We start from the raw sequence: 15,060 nt of genomic DNA, 5'->3' as shown, positions 1-15,060 counted from the left end.
CTCCAAAATCTTTTTTTTTTTTTTTGAAATCCAATCAATTTATAGTAAAATTAGGTTAATTGTAAATATATTATCACTTCATGATATTCTTACAACAAAAACATTACTTTAAGGAACATTTTATGAAAAAACGATTTTTACTCTCTCTCTCTCTCTCGCTTGTGGCATCATCGCTCCACGCTGAAGACAACGGCTTTTTTGTGGGCGTGGGCTATCAAATCGGCGAAGCGGTGCAAATGGTCAAAAACACCGGCGAATTGAAAAATTTGAACGACAAATACGAACAATTGAGTCAGTATTTAAATCAAGTGGCTTCGTTGAAGCAAAGCATTCAAAACGCCAACAACATTGAGCTGGTCAATAGCTCTTTAAACGATTTGAAAAGCTTTACCAACAACAACTATAACAGCACCACCCAATCGCCCATCTTTAACGCCGTGCAAGCCGTTATCACTTCGGTATTGGGTTTTTGGAGTCTTTATGCGGGGAACTACTTCACTTTTTTTGTGGTCAATAAGGATACTAAACAACCCGCTAGCGTTCAGGGTAACCCTCCTTTTAAAACGATTACCAAAAACTGCACAGGAATTGAAAACTGCGCTATGGATCAAACCACTTACGACAAGATGAAAAAACTCGCTGAAAATCTCCAAGCGGCCCAACAAAACGCTACCACTAAAGCGAACAATCTTTGCGCTTTATCCGGATGCGTCACAACAGGCTCATCATCAAGCTCGCCAAACTCAACCGTAAGCAACGCTCTTAACTTGGCGCAACAGCTTATGGATCTAATCGCAAACACTAGGACTGCTATGATGTGGAAAAATATCGTCATCAGTGGTGTTTCAAACGCGTCCGGTGCTATCAATTCCACTGATTACCCAACGCAATATGCGGTGTTTAACAACATCAAGGCGATGATACCTATCTTGCAACAAGCGGTTACGCTTTCTCAAAGTAACCACACCCTATCTGCTAGTTTGCAAGCTCAAGCTACAGGATCTCAAACAAACCCTGAATTCGCTAAAGACATCTACAATCTCGCTCAAAACCAAAAGCAAGTCATCTCTTACGCTCAAGATATTTTCAATCTCTTTAGTTCTATCCCTAAAGAACAGTATCGTTATTTAGAGAAAGCCTATTTGAAAATACCCAATGCAGGTCAAACTCCTACTAACCCTTACAGACAGGAGGTGAATTTGAACCAAGAGATTCAAACGATTAAAAACAATGTGAGTTATTATGGCAATCGGATTGATTCAGCTTTAAGCGTGGCTAGAGATGTTTATAACCTAAAATCCAATCAAGCAAACATTGTAACCGCCTATAGCAACGCTAATAATCTAAGCCAAGAGATTTCTAAACTCCCCTATAACCAAGTCAATACAAAAGACATTGTTACGCTACCTTACGATAAAAACGCCCCAGCAGCGGGCCAATACAACTACCAAATCAACCCAGAGCAGCAATCCAATCTTAACCAAGCTTTAGCGGCGATGAGCAATAACCCCTTTAAAAAAGTGGGCATGATCAGCTCTCAAAACAATAACGGCGCTTTGAACGGGCTTGGCGTTCAAGTGGGCTATAAACAATTCTTTGGCGAAAGCAAAAGATGGGGGTTAAGGTATTACGGTTTCTTTGATTACAACCACGGCTACATCAAATCCAGCTTTTTTAACTCGTCTTCTGACGTATGGACTTATGGCGGTGGGAGCGATTTGTTAGTGAATTTTATCAACGATAGCATCACAAGAAAGAACAACAAGCTTTCTGTGGGTCTTTTTGGTGGTATCCAACTAGCAGGGACTACATGGCTTAATTCTCAATACATGAATTTAACAGCGTTCAATAACCCTTACAGCGCGAAAGTCAATACTTCTAATTTCCAATTCTTGTTCAATTTGGGTTTGAGAACCAATCTCGCTACAGCTAAGAAAAAAGACAGCGAACATTCCGCGCAACATGGCATTGAACTAGGCATTAAAATCCCCACCATTAACACCAACTACTATTCTTTTCTAGGCACTAAGCTAGAATACCGAAGGCTTTATAGCGTGTATCTCAATTATGTGTTTGCTTATTAAAAAATCTCCTTTTTAAAATAGGGGGAGCTTCATCAAATCTATTTTGATAGTTATCAATATTTGATGAAAATAAAGTCAAAAACAAAATAAACCAAATCACCCAATTATCTTTGATAATTGGGTAATCTAAGAGAATCGTTTAATACTCTTCAAACATTTCTTGGATTTTTTCTTTATTATTTGTTTTGGTTAAAGCGAGTTGTAAAAGCACCCTAGCTTTTTGAGGGTTTAAATTATCGCTTGTGATAAAGCCATAAGCCTTGTCATCAATCTCGCCTGAAGTAACCTCACCACTGCCTACCCTGCTAGAACGAACGATAACCACCCCCATTTGGCTCGCTTCTTGCATCGCTTTTAAAAACCCAGCGCTCACATTCCCATTACCCACCCCGGCTATCACAACGCCTTTTGCATGCGATTTCAGGCTCGCTTGGAATAAATCGGGGGTCATGCCAGCATGCGTGTAAATAATATCCACTTTAGGCAAGGGGGTTTTTAGCTCTAAAATAGAAAATTCGCTCTCTATCGTGTGTTTTCTTAAAGGTTGCATGTAATAGCGCACTTTACCATAATACACGCTCCCTATCGCGCCACTATTTAAGGCTTTAAAGGTGGAAGTGTGGGTGGTGTGCGTTTTAATCGCTTCTCTAGCGCTAAAAATAGTATCGTCCATCACCACCAACACGCCCTTATTCGCACTTTTTTCATCGATCGCTACGCTCAGCGCGTTATACAAATTCAAAGCGCCATCCGCGCTCAAAGAAGAAGCGTTACGCATCGCTCCTACCAACACGACCGGTTTTGTGGAGCGTAAAACCAAGTTTAAAAAATACGCGCTCTCTTCTAAAGTGTCCGTGCCATGCGTGATGACCACGCCTTGAATACGGCTATCGTCTAGCAATGCTTGGGCGCGTTTGGCGAGCTTGAACCATATTTCTTCATTCATGTCTTGTGAGCCGATGTTAGAAATCTGTTCCCCTTGAATGCGAGCAATCTTGTTGAGACTAGGGATAGCCTTCAAAAGCTCTTTGATGCCCAACTCACCACTCTTATAACTACCCGAACTCGCGCTCGCACCACTCCCTGCAATCGTCCCCCCTGTCGCCAGTAAAGCAATGGTGGGTAAATTTTGAGCCATGACTTGCCCTTTCAAACAAAGTAAAAGAATCAAAAATTTCAAAAACATTCTCATCATAGACTACCTTTTGAAATTTAAAAGATTTTATAGTATAGTGAATCGTTGTTAAAATAAATTTAAAAAGGGTTAATGGTGGATGCCTTTTTCCAAATTGTAGTGTTACTTTTTTCGCTTTTTTTAGGGGCAAGGCTAGGGGGCTTGGGAGTGGGCTATGCGGGGGGTTTGGGCGTGCTTATTTTATGCTTATTTTTGGGGCTAAATCCGGGCAAAATCCCTTTTGATGTGATTTTAATCATCATGGCAGTCATTAGCGCTATAAGTGCCATGCAAAAAGCGGGGGGCTTAGATTATTTAGTCCAAATCGCTGAAAAAATTTTAAGGAAACACCCCAAGCAAATCAACTACCTCGCGCCAAGCGTGGCGTATTTTTTAACGATACTAGCCGGCACCGGGCATACGGTTTTTTCTTTGATCCCGGTGATTGTGGAAGTGAGCCAGAGCCAAAACATCAAGCCCAAAGCGCCTTTAAGCTTAGCGGTAGTTTCTAGTCAAGTGGGCATTACCGCAAGCCCGGTGAGCGCGGCGGTGGTGTTTATGAGCGGTATTTTAGAGCCTTTAGGGGCAAATTACCTCACCCTTTTAATGGTTTGGATCCCTACGACTTTTTTAGCATGCATGCTCACAGCGTTTGTGATGAGTTTTACTAATTTAAAGTTAGACAGCGATCCGCATTATTTAGAACGCTTGAAAGCGGGCAAAATTTCGCCCCCTATGATGAAAAAAGAAAAAGAAACCTCAAAAAGCGCGAAATTATCGCTGTGGATTTTTATCGGTGGGGTTGTAGCGATCGTTTTTTATGCGAGTGCGATTTCTAAAAATATCGCTTTTGTTAGCCCGGTGGTTTTAGGCAGAGATCAAGCGATCGTGTCTTTCATGCTGAGCGTGGCGACTCTCATTGTGATTTTTTGTAAGATCAACGCTAATGAAATCGCCCATTCAAGCGTGTTTAAATCTGGCATGCAAGCGTGCGTGTGCGTGTTAGGCGTGGCGTGGTTAGGCGATACTTTTGTGAGCAATCATATAGATGAAATCAAGCGATACGCTTCTTTTTTGATCGCAGATTACCCGTTTTTATTAGCCGTAGCGCTCTTTTTGGCTTCCATGCTTTTGTATTCGCAGGCTGCCACCTCTAAAGCGCTCATCCCAAGCGTGATCACCGCCTTAGGCATTAGCGCTAATCATACCGAGCATTTGTATATTATCGTGGCTTCGTTTGCGAGCGTTTCGGCGTTGTTTGTGTTACCCACTTACCCCACTTTACTAGGAGCGATCGCTATGGATCATACCGGCACCACCAAAATGGGCCGTTATGTGTTTGATCATGCGTTTTTGATCCCTGGGGTTTTAGTCGTGTTTTTGAGCGTGGCGTTAGGGTTTGTTGTCGCGCCGTTAGTTTTGTAGATTTTATCACCAACGATAAAAGCTTTGATGTTGCGATTTTTCTAAACCCCCTTAAAAAAGAGGGTTTAAACCATTCAGTAAGCAAACACATAATTGAGATACACGCTATAAAGCCTTCTATATTCTAGTTTAGTGTCTAGAAAAGAATAGTAATTCGTGTTAATGGTAGGGATTTTCACGCCCAATTCCATGCCATGTTGAGCCGCATGATGGCTATCTTTTTTCTTAGGCCTAGCGAGATTGGTTCTCAAGCCTAAATTGAATAAAAATTGGAAGTTAGCCGTATTCACTTTAGCGCTATAGACATTGCTGATGGTTTTTAAATTCACAAATTGAGAATTAAGCCATGAAGTCCCTGCCAGTTGGATGCCTCCAAAAAGCCCCACTGAAATCTGGTTATTCTTGCCTAAAAAGTTGGTGTTTTTATCGTTGATGAAATTAAACAATAAATCACTACCCACCCCATAAGTCCACACATCAGAAGCCGAGTTAAAGAAATTGGATTTGATATAGGCGTGGTTGTAATCAAAGAAACCATAATACCTTAACCCCCATCTTTTCTTTTCTCCAAAAAATTGCTTATAGCCCGCTTGCACGCCAAAGCCATTCAAGGCGCCGTTATTCGTGGTTGAAGAAGCGATCATGCCCATATTCCTAAAAGGGTTGTTGCCAAGTTCTTGAATAAGGGTGTTGGCTAGGTTTTGCGCTTGATTGATTTGAGGCGTTTGGTTGTTAAAATCAGCGGCGCTTGTTTTTAATAAAGACTGAGTTTCTTCCACGCCAGCACACCCGTTCCCCCAATTGTTCTTTTGATTTTGCATTGTCATATTCGCGCTGCTTATAGCGCTCGCATCGCATTTCCCTATGTAGTCTTTAAGATGGCCTGAAGAAAGTTTGTCAAAATCGTTCTCCACTTGATTGGCCAGCTTTAAAATTTCTGCTTGAGATTGCGCGTTTTTAAGCATTTTTTGAGCTAAAGCTGTAAGACTGCTAGGGGTGTTAAGGTTGAAATTATGAGGTTGTGTGATATTTTTTGGTTGGTTGGCGCTGAGTTGTTGGGTTTCTTGAACGATTTTTTGCGCATTATTAATCATGTCTGAAGCGGCACTAAACTCCGCACCAAAAGTCGTGCATGAATCTTTGCCACCACCGGTTGTTTGCCATGAAGGGGTGTTTGTAGTAGCTTGGCCACTACTTCCACTACTAGATTTCGCTATCAACATGGGGCAATAATCTTTAAGGGTATTGACAATCGTTTGCGCTTGAGTCAAAAGATTTTGCGCATCGTTAGTCGTATCAATAACAGAAGTTGTCGTTTTAGTTTGATTATCTTGTTGATACTTTGATGTGGTTACATGCGCTTCTAATTTTTCCCCTTTGCTATTTAAAGGAGCAAGCCCAGCTTGTTTTAAAGCTTTTGAAAGAATCTGATAAGCTTCATGGATTTTTTCATATTGCTCAATAGATAGAGAAACATTTTTGTCTGCTTTTAATGTATTTGTGCCACTAAAACTATGAGTGCCATCACTATTTGTGCTCCCACCGCAATTGATTGTAGTGCCGTTGCCATTCTCATCGGTGTAGTGGAAATTTTTTTGATTGTTTTCGCCTGGACTTTTGGTATAACCTCCGCATATGACCGCATAACCCATGCTATTCCATAGCCCTAACACCGATCTCAACGCCAAAAGCGTAGCTTGATAGGCAGGGGAATTGGTTGTCCCACCGGCTAAAGTTTTTGCGCGTTCGTTCAAATTATTAACCGCTTGGTTGATCGCTTGCGCGCTTGTCTTTGAGCCTGAGCCATCATTGTTGGTTAAAAGTCTGCTTAATTTTTCATAAGAGTCTGAAAGCTTTTGCACCTTGTCGGCGTTTTTCACCTTTTGAACCGCTTCACCGATTTGATAACCCACGCTTAAAAAAACGCCGTTATCTTCAGCATGCAAGAGTGACGCCGCAAGAGTTAGAGAAAGCAGAATCGTTTTTTTCGTTTTTTTCATAAGATGTTCCTTAAAGTAATGTTTTATTGTAAAAATGTATCAAAATGAGAATTTATTTACAATGCGTTTAATTATAGCATAAATTTATTGGATTTCAAAAAAAAAAAAAAAAGGATTTTGGGTTATTTTTTAACTATTTATCTTTAGAGTGTTAATTTTTGTAATAATGAAACCATTTTTTGAATTTTATCATCAGTGTTTAATGGGAACAGAATTTTGATAACGCTTAATAGAACGCACTTATTCCAAACGCTAAAAGCGTTTAGGATTTCTGCTTAAAGAATTTGAAGCTTTGATAGAGAAAGGGGTGTAATTTAAGCTTTATTTCTCATTTTCGCCATGATCATTGTGATCGTGATCTTTTTTGCCTTGTTCTTTGCCATGCCCTTTGCCATGTTTATCATGACCACCATGTTTATGGTGTTTATGTTTTTTCCATGCTTGCATGATCTCAACCCAAAATCATCATCCATGTCTTCCATATTGCCTTTTTTAAGCGCTTCTTTAACGGCTTTTTGGCGGGCTTCAAAATCCGCTACGGTCATGTTGTCTGTGTTTTTAGTCGCGTATTCATGCAATTGTTTATGGAACGCCTTTCTCTTGTCTTCAGGCATCTTTTCCATGCGCTTTTTCAACTCTTTTGTGTAATCCACAATATCCTGCGGAGCGACAACGCCAGCCATTTTAGCCAAATCTTCATCGCTCGTTTTGCTGAAATCTTTGGCGTTCAAAGCCACAAATAGCAACGCGCTAACAGAAAGTATTTTCAACGCTTTTTTCATTTTTTATCCTTTTAAATTAAATTTTATCTCACTTAGGAGAGCAATGTTCGTCTTTTTTTTTAACAGCCCTACACCAAACTTTTCTCGTATCACCGCTACAAACGCTCACATTAAGCCCTTTTGCCTTAATTTCTTCAGCACTTAGACCTTTGGTTTTTTCTTCTAATTCTTTACGCACTTCTTCACGCATTTTTTTGAAATCCTCTTCACTCATTTTGGAAAGATTCTTCCTAGCGATCCGGCTGAAATTCGCGCGGAATTTCTTAGCGTCTTCAGCTTTTAAAGCTTTAAGGCGTTTAGACACTTCCATGCGATAATCAATCGCCTCATTAGAAGGCAGAGTGCCTGCTAATTTTAAAAGCTCCTCGTTTTTAAGTTGCGAAAAGTCTCTAGCGCCTAAAACCTGTAATCCAAGCAAAGCTGATAGGCAAAAAGCCAAACTCCTTCTCATTCCCAATTCCTTGTTGTCTAAATTTTTGCCGCACAACGACAGCAAATTTTGGAATTCTACCATGTTAATTTTAATTTATTCTCAAACACCTCTAAGAGCGTTAAAAAATGGGGTTTTTAATTTTATATAGCCATTGTGTCATCATTTAACTTTTATTTATAAAGGTCGTTTTAAACCCTAAAATTTTAAAATACCATTTTGAATGATTGGTTTGCATGGCGTTGGTAGTTTTTGGTTTATTTTGAGTGAAAGGATTTAAGCAAGATGTTTGTGGTTTTTATAGAAGGTTTTGGTTTAGCGATTTCTTTGTGCGCGGCGGTGGGGGCGCAATCCTTGTTTATTGTGGAAAGAGGCATGGCTAGGAATTATGTGTTTTTGATTTGCGCTCTGTGTTTTATGTGCGATATTGTGTTGATGAGCATGGGCGTGTTTGGCGTGGGGGCTTATTTCGCTAAAAACCTTTATTTGAGCTTGTTTTTGAATTTATTTGGGGCAGTTTTTACCGGATTTTACGCTTTTTTAGCTTTAAAAACCCTTTTTCAAACCTTTAAAAAAAAGCAAGTCCAAACCCCCAAAAAATTATCCTTAAAAAAGACCTTATTATTCACTTTAGGCGTTACCTTACTCAACCCTCAAGTGTATTTGGAAATGGTGTTTTTAATTGGCGCGAGCGCTTTGTCTTTTGATTTAGTGCAAAAATTTGTCTTTTTAGCCGGCACTTTATCAGCGGCTCTTTCTTGGCTTTTATTGTTATGCACCCTATCCTTACGCTATGGCTCCAAACTTTTAAACAACCAAAAAATTTTTATGGGGGTGAATCTCTTTGTAACCGCTATCATGGGAACGCTCAGCGTTACTTTATTCAGGGATTTTTTAGCACTATTGAGCAAAACCTAAAAAGGGACTAGTTTTAAGTCATTTTGCATTACAATACTCCTAAATGAGTTTTAAGGATTACAATCAATATGCAAGTTTTAGCGTTAAAATACCGCCCCAAACATTTTAGCGAGCTAGTCGGTCAAGAGAGCGTAGCTAAAACGCTTTCTTTAGCCCTAGACAACCAGCGTTTGGCTAACGCTTATTTATTCAGCGGGTTAAGAGGTTCAGGCAAAACCAGCTCTTCTAGGATTTTTGCTAGGGCTTTGATGTGTGAAGAAGGGCCAAAAGCTGTGCCTTGCGATACTTGCATCCAATGCCAGAGCGCTTTAAACAACCACCATATAGATATTATAGAAATGGATGGGGCGTCTAATAGGGGGATTGATGATGTCCGTAACCTCATAGAGCAAACGCGCTACAAACCAAGCTTTGGGCGTTATAAAATCTTTATCATTGATGAAGTGCATATGTTCACCACTGAAGCGTTTAACGCGCTTTTAAAGACTTTAGAAGAGCCTCCTAGCCATGTGAAATTCCTTTTAGCGACAACAGACGCCTTGAAATTGCCCGCTACCATACTCAGCCGCACCCAGCATTTCAGGTTTAAAAAAATCCCTGAAAATTCTGTTATTTCTCATTTGAAAACCATTTTAGAAAAAGAACAAGTGAGCTATGAAAACAGCGCGTTAGAAAAACTGGCTCACAGCGGACAAGGGAGTTTGAGGGACACGATCACTCTTTTAGAGCAAGCCATCAATTATTGCGATAACGCTATCACAGAAAGCAAAGTGGCTGAAATGTTAGGAGCGATTGACCGAAGCGTTTTAGAAGATTTTTTCCAAAGCCTAATCAACCAAGATGAAGCGCGATTGCAAGAGCGTTATGCCATTTTAGAAAATTATGAAACCGAGGGCGTTTTAGAAGAAATGATGCTTTTTTTGAAAGCGAAATTATTAAGCCCTGATACTTATTCCATTCTTTTGATAGAGCGCTTTTTTAAAATCATTATGAGCAGTCTCAGCCTTTTAAAAGAAGGGGCAAATGCTAGTTTTGTGCTGTTGTTATTGAAAATGAAATTCAAAGAAGCTTTGAAACTCAAAGCCCTAGACGATGCGATTTTGGAATTAGAGCAAACCAAAGAAAGTGCTTTTCAGCCCTTAAACCAAAACGCTAACGCCCCTAAACAAGAATTTAAAAATATAGAACAAAGAGAACAAAGAGAACAAAGAGAACAAATAGAGAACACAGAAAAAAAAGAGAACACAGAAAAAAAGAGAACGCAGAAACCCCGCAAACTCCCATGCTTTCAGCTAAAGATCGCATTTTTCACAACCTTTTCAAACAAGTTCAAACATTGGTTTATGAGCGCAATTACGAGTTAGGGGCGGTGTTTGAAAAAAATATCCGTTTCATTGATTTTGACAGCCAGACTAAAACCTTGACTTGGGAGTCTTTAGCCGCTGATAAGGATAAAGAGCTTTTAAGAGAACGATTTAAAATCGTAAAAAGTATCGTTGATGGGGTTTTTGGCAAGGGCGAAAATATCAAAATCGCTTTAAAACATCATTTGGAAAATAAAAGCACTCCATTAGAAGAGGTAAAAGAATTTAAAATCTCTTCTTTAAGGGAAAAAATCTCACCCAAACCAACCACCGAAACGACGGCTGAAACGAAAGAAAAAGAGGTTCAAAAAAACGAGATTAAAGAAAAAGAGGTTCAAGAAAACGATACTAAAGAGGTTCAAGAAATCCAACCCAAAGAAGCCCCTACAGCCTTGCAAGAATTTATGGCTAACCATTCTAACCTCATTGAAGAGATTAAGAGTGAGTTTGAAATCAAAAGCGTGGAATTGTTATGAGAGCGAATTTAGACGAGCTAGACAAAGTGGCGGCTGCAATTTTAAAAGATGATTTTAAGGGGGTGGTGCTTTTAAAAGGCGTTGTGGGGAGCGGTAAAACGACCTTAGTTCAAGCGTGCTTGAAACATTTGGGTTTAGACATTCAAGCGACTTCCCCAACCTTTAGCTTGATGCATGCTTATAGCGAGAGCGTGTTCCATTACGATTTTTACATGCGCGATTTAAAGGCTTGCTTGGAGCTTGGCATGTTGGAGTGTTTGTTAGAAAAGGGGATCCATTTTGTGGAATGGGGCGATGAAAAATTAGAAAAAATTTTAAAAAAATACGATTTAGCTATTAAGGTTGTGGAAATCAAAACCGAACCAACTAGCCGTTTTTATACGATAAAGATCGCTTAAAGGGTCTCTTGAATGGATATTTTAAAAGCAGAGCATTTAAACAAACAGATTAAAAAAACCAAAATCGTTTCAGATGTTTCTTTAGAAGTGAAAAGCGGCGAAGTGGTGGGGCTTTTAGGGCCTAATGGGGCGGGTAAAACCACCACCTTTTATATGATATGTGGGCTTTTAGAGCCTAGTGGGGGGAGCGTTTATTTAAACGATGTGAATTTAGCTAAATACCCTTTACACAAGCGTTCTAATTTAGGCATAGGTTACTTGCCCCAAGAATCTAGCATTTTTAAAGAATTGAGCGTGGAAGAGAATCTGGCCCTAGCAGGAGAGAGCACTTTTAAAAACTCTAAAGAGAGCGAAGAAAAAATGGAAAGCTTGCTAGACGCTTTTAATATCCAAGCCATAAGAGAGCGCAAGGGCATGAGCTTGAGTGGGGGAGAAAGAAGGCGCGTAGAAATCGCTAGGGCTTTAATGAAAAACCCTAAATTCGTGCTGTTAGATGAGCCTTTTGCGGGCGTGGATCCGATCGCGGTGATTGACATTCAAAAAATCATTGAAAGCTTGATAGAATTAAACATTGGTGTGTTGATCACTGATCACAATGTGCGAGAGACTTTGAGCGTGTGCCATAGGGCGTATGTGATTAAAAGCGGCACGCTTTTGGCGAGTGGGAACGCTAATGAAATTTATGAAAACGCTTTGGTGCGTAAGTATTATTTAGGGGAAAATTTTAAGGTATAGACATGGCGATCTTACGCGCAAACCTTAGCCCTAAAAACAAATTAAACGCTACTTTAAAAGGGTGGCTCCCCATTTTACAAAGCGAGCTTGAAGATTTAGAAGAAGTGTTGAAACAAAACGCTTTAGATAACCTTTTAATCAAAATTGAAAACAAACGCATTAAAAATTTTAGCGATCGTTTTAGCGCTAAAAAGAGCAGCGATCATTTAGAAAATTTTACAATCGCATCTAAAAGCCTTTTTGAAACTTTAGAATCTCAAATCATTCCCCCTCTCTTTCCCACTGAAACCTCTCAAAAAATCGCTATGGATATTATCAGCGGGCTGGATAGTGAAGGGTATTTTGAAGAAAGCGTTGAAGAAAGGGCTAAGATTTTAGGGGTAGAGAGCGAAGTTTATGAAAAAGTGCGCAAGCGTTTTAGTTACCTTAATCCCGCTGGCATTGGCGCTAAAGACATGAAAGAGGGCTTTTTATTCCAGTTAGAGGGTAGGGAATTGGACAATAACGAGCTTTATGAAGAAACGCGAAAAATCATTTTAAATTTAGAAAAACACCATGAATTTTCTAAAGATTTTTATTATGAAAAGGCTTTAAAGATTTTAAAATCCTTTAAAAACCCCCCAGCCATTGAGTTTTTAGAAAAAGAAATAGAAGTCATTCCTGAGCTTTTTATTTTAGAAGTGGATAATGAAATGATTGTGCGTTTGAACGATGAGAGCTACCCAACAATCAGTTTAGAAGAAAATCGCTTTAAGGATAGCGATTATTTAAAAGAAAAATTAAAAGAAGCCAAAGATTTGATTGATGCACTAAATTTACGAAAAGCCACGATTTATAAAATCGGCCTGATGCTTTTAGAATATCAATACGATTTTTTTAAGGGCAAGGAATTACGCCCTTTAAAATTATTGGATTTAGCCAATGAATTTAACCACTCTGTAAGCACGATTTCAAGGGCCATTTCTAATAAATATTTGGCATGCGAAAGGGGGGTTTTCCCCATTAAGCATTTCTTTAGCATCGCCTTAGACAATAGCGAGACTTCAAACGCTGTGATTAAAGACTATCTTTTAGAATTGATTAAAAATGAAGACAAAAAAGAGCCTTTGAGCGACGCTAAGATTTTAGAACTCATTGAAGAAAAATTCCATTTGAAAATGGTAAGAAGAACGATCACCAAATACCGCCAACTGCTCAACATCGCTTCTTCAAGCGAAAGGAAAAGGCTCTATTTGATGCGCGCTTGAAAACCATGATTTTAGGGCTTATTCTTATTGAGTATCATTTGCCCTTGTATGCGTGTGAATTCAAACTCTTGGGATACTTTAGCGAGTTGGTATAAGCTTTCTGTATTGTGCGTGTCTAAAGCCTTAATGTAAGCCTCTTTTTGCTCTTTAGTGATCACAAATGGTATTAAGTTTTGCTCTAAAGCGCTATAAAAGATTAGCATTCTGCCCACCCTACTATTACCATCCTAAAAGGGTGTATCCTTTCAAACAAAATGTGTTGTTCTAAAATGGCTTTTAGTTTTTCTTCTTTATCTTGTAAGGTCTTCATCTTATGATTGAGATTATAGCACCATTCTTTCATAGCCATAGACGCTTGAAAATGGGGGTCATTTCAGAACTAGCTCCTAAAATGGTATTATCAGTCGTTTTGAAAGCCCCCTTATTAGGGAGTAAAAAATTCATTAAAATCCCATGCAACTCTCTTATAAAAAAACTATCAACGCTTTGTCCTTTATTCAGGTTTTCTAACAGAAAGAAGAGCATGTTTTGATAGTTTTTCACTTCAAAGAAAGCTCTTTGGGGCATTTCTCTAGGAATGTATTCGGTGGTTAAAATACTTATGGTTTCAGCAAGGCTCAAAGGATTGTTTTCAATAGCGGTGCTATGATGAGCCATGCGAATAGTCAAATCCATAGCGTAATCGTTAAATTCTAGTAATTCTTTATAGTTCATCATTTGAAATCCCTAAACAACTTTCCTAAGTCTAAATCAAGCAATTCCGTTTGGGATCGCAATTCTAAAAGGTTTTTAGCTCCTTGGATTAAATCGTAGCTAGAAATGCCATGAGAAAGAGAGATTTGAGCTTCTAAAAACGCGCTCAAATGATCGCACACCTTTAAAAGCTCCCCACAAACCCCAAGATATTCATCGCTGTTATAAAGCGTGAATAATTCTTCAGCGTCTTTAGTGAAAACGATTTTGTTAGACTTGTCTTTGTAGCGGTTTTTAAACTCGTTTTCGGTGAAATATTTCAAATCTTCTTGAACGCCCAGAGACACAAAGGAATAGACTTTGTTTTGCATTTCCTTTTTTTCAATCTCTTTAATGCAATGATCAAGCCCTGCAACGCTTTGTTTGATGGGCGTGATAATGTCTCGGGTTAAAATCTCGGGCAAATCATGGAAAAGCCCGCCCAAAAAATGATTGATCCGCATGCTTTTACAAGCTTTTAAATCAAAGCTCAACAAATACCCCATAAGCGCCACGCATAAGGTATGCCCTAAGACACTGGTTTGCGGCACTCTTGGGGTCTGACTCCAGCGCTTTTGGAAACGCAACTGCCCAAACATGCTCACCAATTTTTTCAGATCTTCTTTTTCCCCAAAAAGCCCTTCAAACAAATGCTCGTTATTGTGGAGTTGCTTGTCAATTTTATCTTTAATTTCTTTCACGCCATACATGTTGGGGTTAAAATGATAAATAATATCAAACTCCCACTTAGACGCATAAAAATGCGCACTTTCTAAAATTTGAGTTTCTAAAATTTGGGGTCTGTGGCTTAAATACTCTTTGAGTTCCTCTAAAGAAAAATACGCGCTGATTTCATCTTGCAAACTTTGCGCGACATAGGAAGCTAACTCTTTACTATGCGTTTGTTGGAGGGCGTAAAAAATAGGGGGTTTAATATCGGTTAAAACCAAGCGCTCCAAAAATTCAAAGCAAAAGAACTTAATCAAAAGATCTAAATCTAAGTCATGACCCCCATCTTTTAAATCTTTAGCGAGCAGATACGCAATCATCGCTTTATGGGCTTGTTTGTCTAATTCCACAAATTCCAAAGGGCATGCTTGGTCATTCCAGCGCCTAATAGACGCACCCACAAACACACGCCTTAAAAATTGAGATTTGAGTTTAGGGGCTTTTAGGGGTTTAATAGGATGAGCCGCATACATGACTTTCCTTATTTATACTATTTTGAATGTTTAAAACTATGAGCTTATTAAGAAGCGTTGATTTTATCGCACAAGATTGAAAAATCTTAACGC

General features: G+C 39.1%; 11 protein-coding genes and 3 pseudogenes. 7 read left to right on the top strand and 7 right to left on the bottom strand.

Annotated features, from left to right (window positions below; all coding sequences use genetic code 11):
- The first annotated feature begins 122 nt into the window (after positions 1-122).
- Positions 123-2,084: an outer membrane protein gene (locus tag D2C72_02835; protein ID QEF43338.1), complete on the top strand. Its 1,962-nt coding sequence runs from the start codon at positions 123-125 to the stop codon at positions 2,082-2,084.
- 139 nt (positions 2,085-2,223) lie between these two features.
- Here the strand turns inward: D2C72_02835 and D2C72_02830 are convergent, their stop codons facing one another.
- A complete protein-coding gene (locus D2C72_02830; GenBank protein ID QEF44174.1) occupies positions 2,224-3,276 on the bottom strand; it encodes a type II asparaginase in 1,053 nt (350 codons plus the stop codon).
- A 75-nt stretch (positions 3,277-3,351) separates the two neighbouring features.
- Between D2C72_02830 and D2C72_02825 the strand changes: the two genes are divergently transcribed.
- Positions 3,352-4,683 carry an anaerobic C4-dicarboxylate transporter gene (locus D2C72_02825; GenBank protein QEF43337.1) on the top strand — a complete coding sequence of 444 codons (1,332 nt, stop codon included), beginning with the start codon at positions 3,352-3,354 and terminating at the stop codon, positions 4,681-4,683.
- Between the two features lie 74 nt (positions 4,684-4,757).
- Here the strand turns inward: D2C72_02825 and D2C72_02820 are convergent, their stop codons facing one another.
- From D2C72_02820 to D2C72_02810, 3 genes and pseudogenes are all read right to left on the bottom strand, one after another.
- Positions 4,758-6,683 carry an outer membrane protein gene (locus D2C72_02820; protein ID QEF43336.1) on the bottom strand — a complete coding sequence of 642 codons (1,926 nt, stop codon included), beginning with the start codon at positions 6,681-6,683 and terminating at the stop codon, positions 4,758-4,760.
- Positions 6,684-7,004: 321 nt separating this feature from the next.
- Positions 7,005-7,465 (bottom strand): annotated as a pseudogene (locus D2C72_02815) (DUF1104 domain-containing protein).
- A 28-nt stretch (positions 7,466-7,493) separates the two neighbouring features.
- Positions 7,494-7,916, bottom strand: coding sequence for a DUF1104 domain-containing protein (locus D2C72_02810; protein QEF43335.1), 423 nt, complete (start codon positions 7,914-7,916; stop codon positions 7,494-7,496).
- A gap of 264 nt (positions 7,917-8,180) precedes the next feature.
- Between D2C72_02810 and D2C72_02805 the strand changes: the two genes are divergently transcribed.
- The 5 genes and pseudogenes from D2C72_02805 to D2C72_02785 all read left to right on the top strand — a co-directional run bounded on the left by D2C72_02805 (position 8,181) and on the right by D2C72_02785 (position 13,033).
- The gene (locus D2C72_02805; protein ID QEF43334.1) at positions 8,181-8,813 is read left to right on the top strand and encodes an amino acid transporter; all 633 of its coding nucleotides are present in this window, start codon (positions 8,181-8,183) and stop codon (positions 8,811-8,813) included.
- A gap of 68 nt (positions 8,814-8,881) precedes the next feature.
- Positions 8,882-10,653: pseudogene (locus D2C72_02800) on the top strand (DNA polymerase III subunit gamma/tau).
- Positions 10,650-11,051 carry a tRNA (adenosine(37)-N6)-threonylcarbamoyltransferase complex ATPase subunit type 1 TsaE gene (gene tsaE, locus D2C72_02795; GenBank protein QEF43333.1) on the top strand — a complete coding sequence of 134 codons (402 nt, stop codon included), beginning with the start codon at positions 10,650-10,652 and terminating at the stop codon, positions 11,049-11,051. The pseudogene D2C72_02800 and the gene tsaE overlap by 4 nt, the downstream one beginning before the upstream one ends.
- Positions 11,052-11,063: 12 nt before the next feature.
- The gene (lptB, locus tag D2C72_02790) at positions 11,064-11,786 is read left to right on the top strand and encodes an LPS export ABC transporter ATP-binding protein (protein QEF43332.1); all 723 of its coding nucleotides are present in this window, start codon (positions 11,064-11,066) and stop codon (positions 11,784-11,786) included.
- Positions 11,787-11,788: 2 nt separating this feature from the next.
- On the top strand, positions 11,789-13,033 hold the full coding sequence (locus tag D2C72_02785) for an RNA polymerase factor sigma-54 (GenBank protein QEF43331.1): 1,245 nt from the start codon (positions 11,789-11,791) through the stop codon (positions 13,031-13,033).
- A gap of 11 nt (positions 13,034-13,044) precedes the next feature.
- Here D2C72_02785 and D2C72_02780 read toward each other — a convergent pair.
- From D2C72_02780 to D2C72_02770, 3 genes and pseudogenes are all read right to left on the bottom strand, one after another.
- Positions 13,045-13,376, bottom strand: a pseudogene (locus tag D2C72_02780) (Fic family protein).
- Positions 13,373-13,747 carry a Fic family protein gene (locus D2C72_02775; protein QEF44173.1) on the bottom strand — a complete coding sequence of 125 codons (375 nt, stop codon included), beginning with the start codon at positions 13,745-13,747 and terminating at the stop codon, positions 13,373-13,375. The pseudogene D2C72_02780 and the gene D2C72_02775 overlap by 4 nt, the downstream one beginning before the upstream one ends.
- Positions 13,747-14,967: an HD family hydrolase gene (locus tag D2C72_02770; protein QEF43330.1), complete on the bottom strand. Its 1,221-nt coding sequence runs from the start codon at positions 14,965-14,967 to the stop codon at positions 13,747-13,749. Before D2C72_02770 ends, D2C72_02775 begins: the two co-directional genes overlap by 1 nt.
- Positions 14,968-15,060 lie beyond the last annotated feature (93 nt).

Origin of the sequence: Helicobacter pylori (assembly GCA_008032955.1) — a bacterium.
GTDB lineage: Bacteria > Campylobacterota > Campylobacteria > Campylobacterales > Helicobacteraceae > Helicobacter > Helicobacter pylori_DC.
The sequence above is the reverse complement of the archived record's forward strand: the minus strand, read 5'-3'. Positions and strand labels throughout refer to the sequence as shown.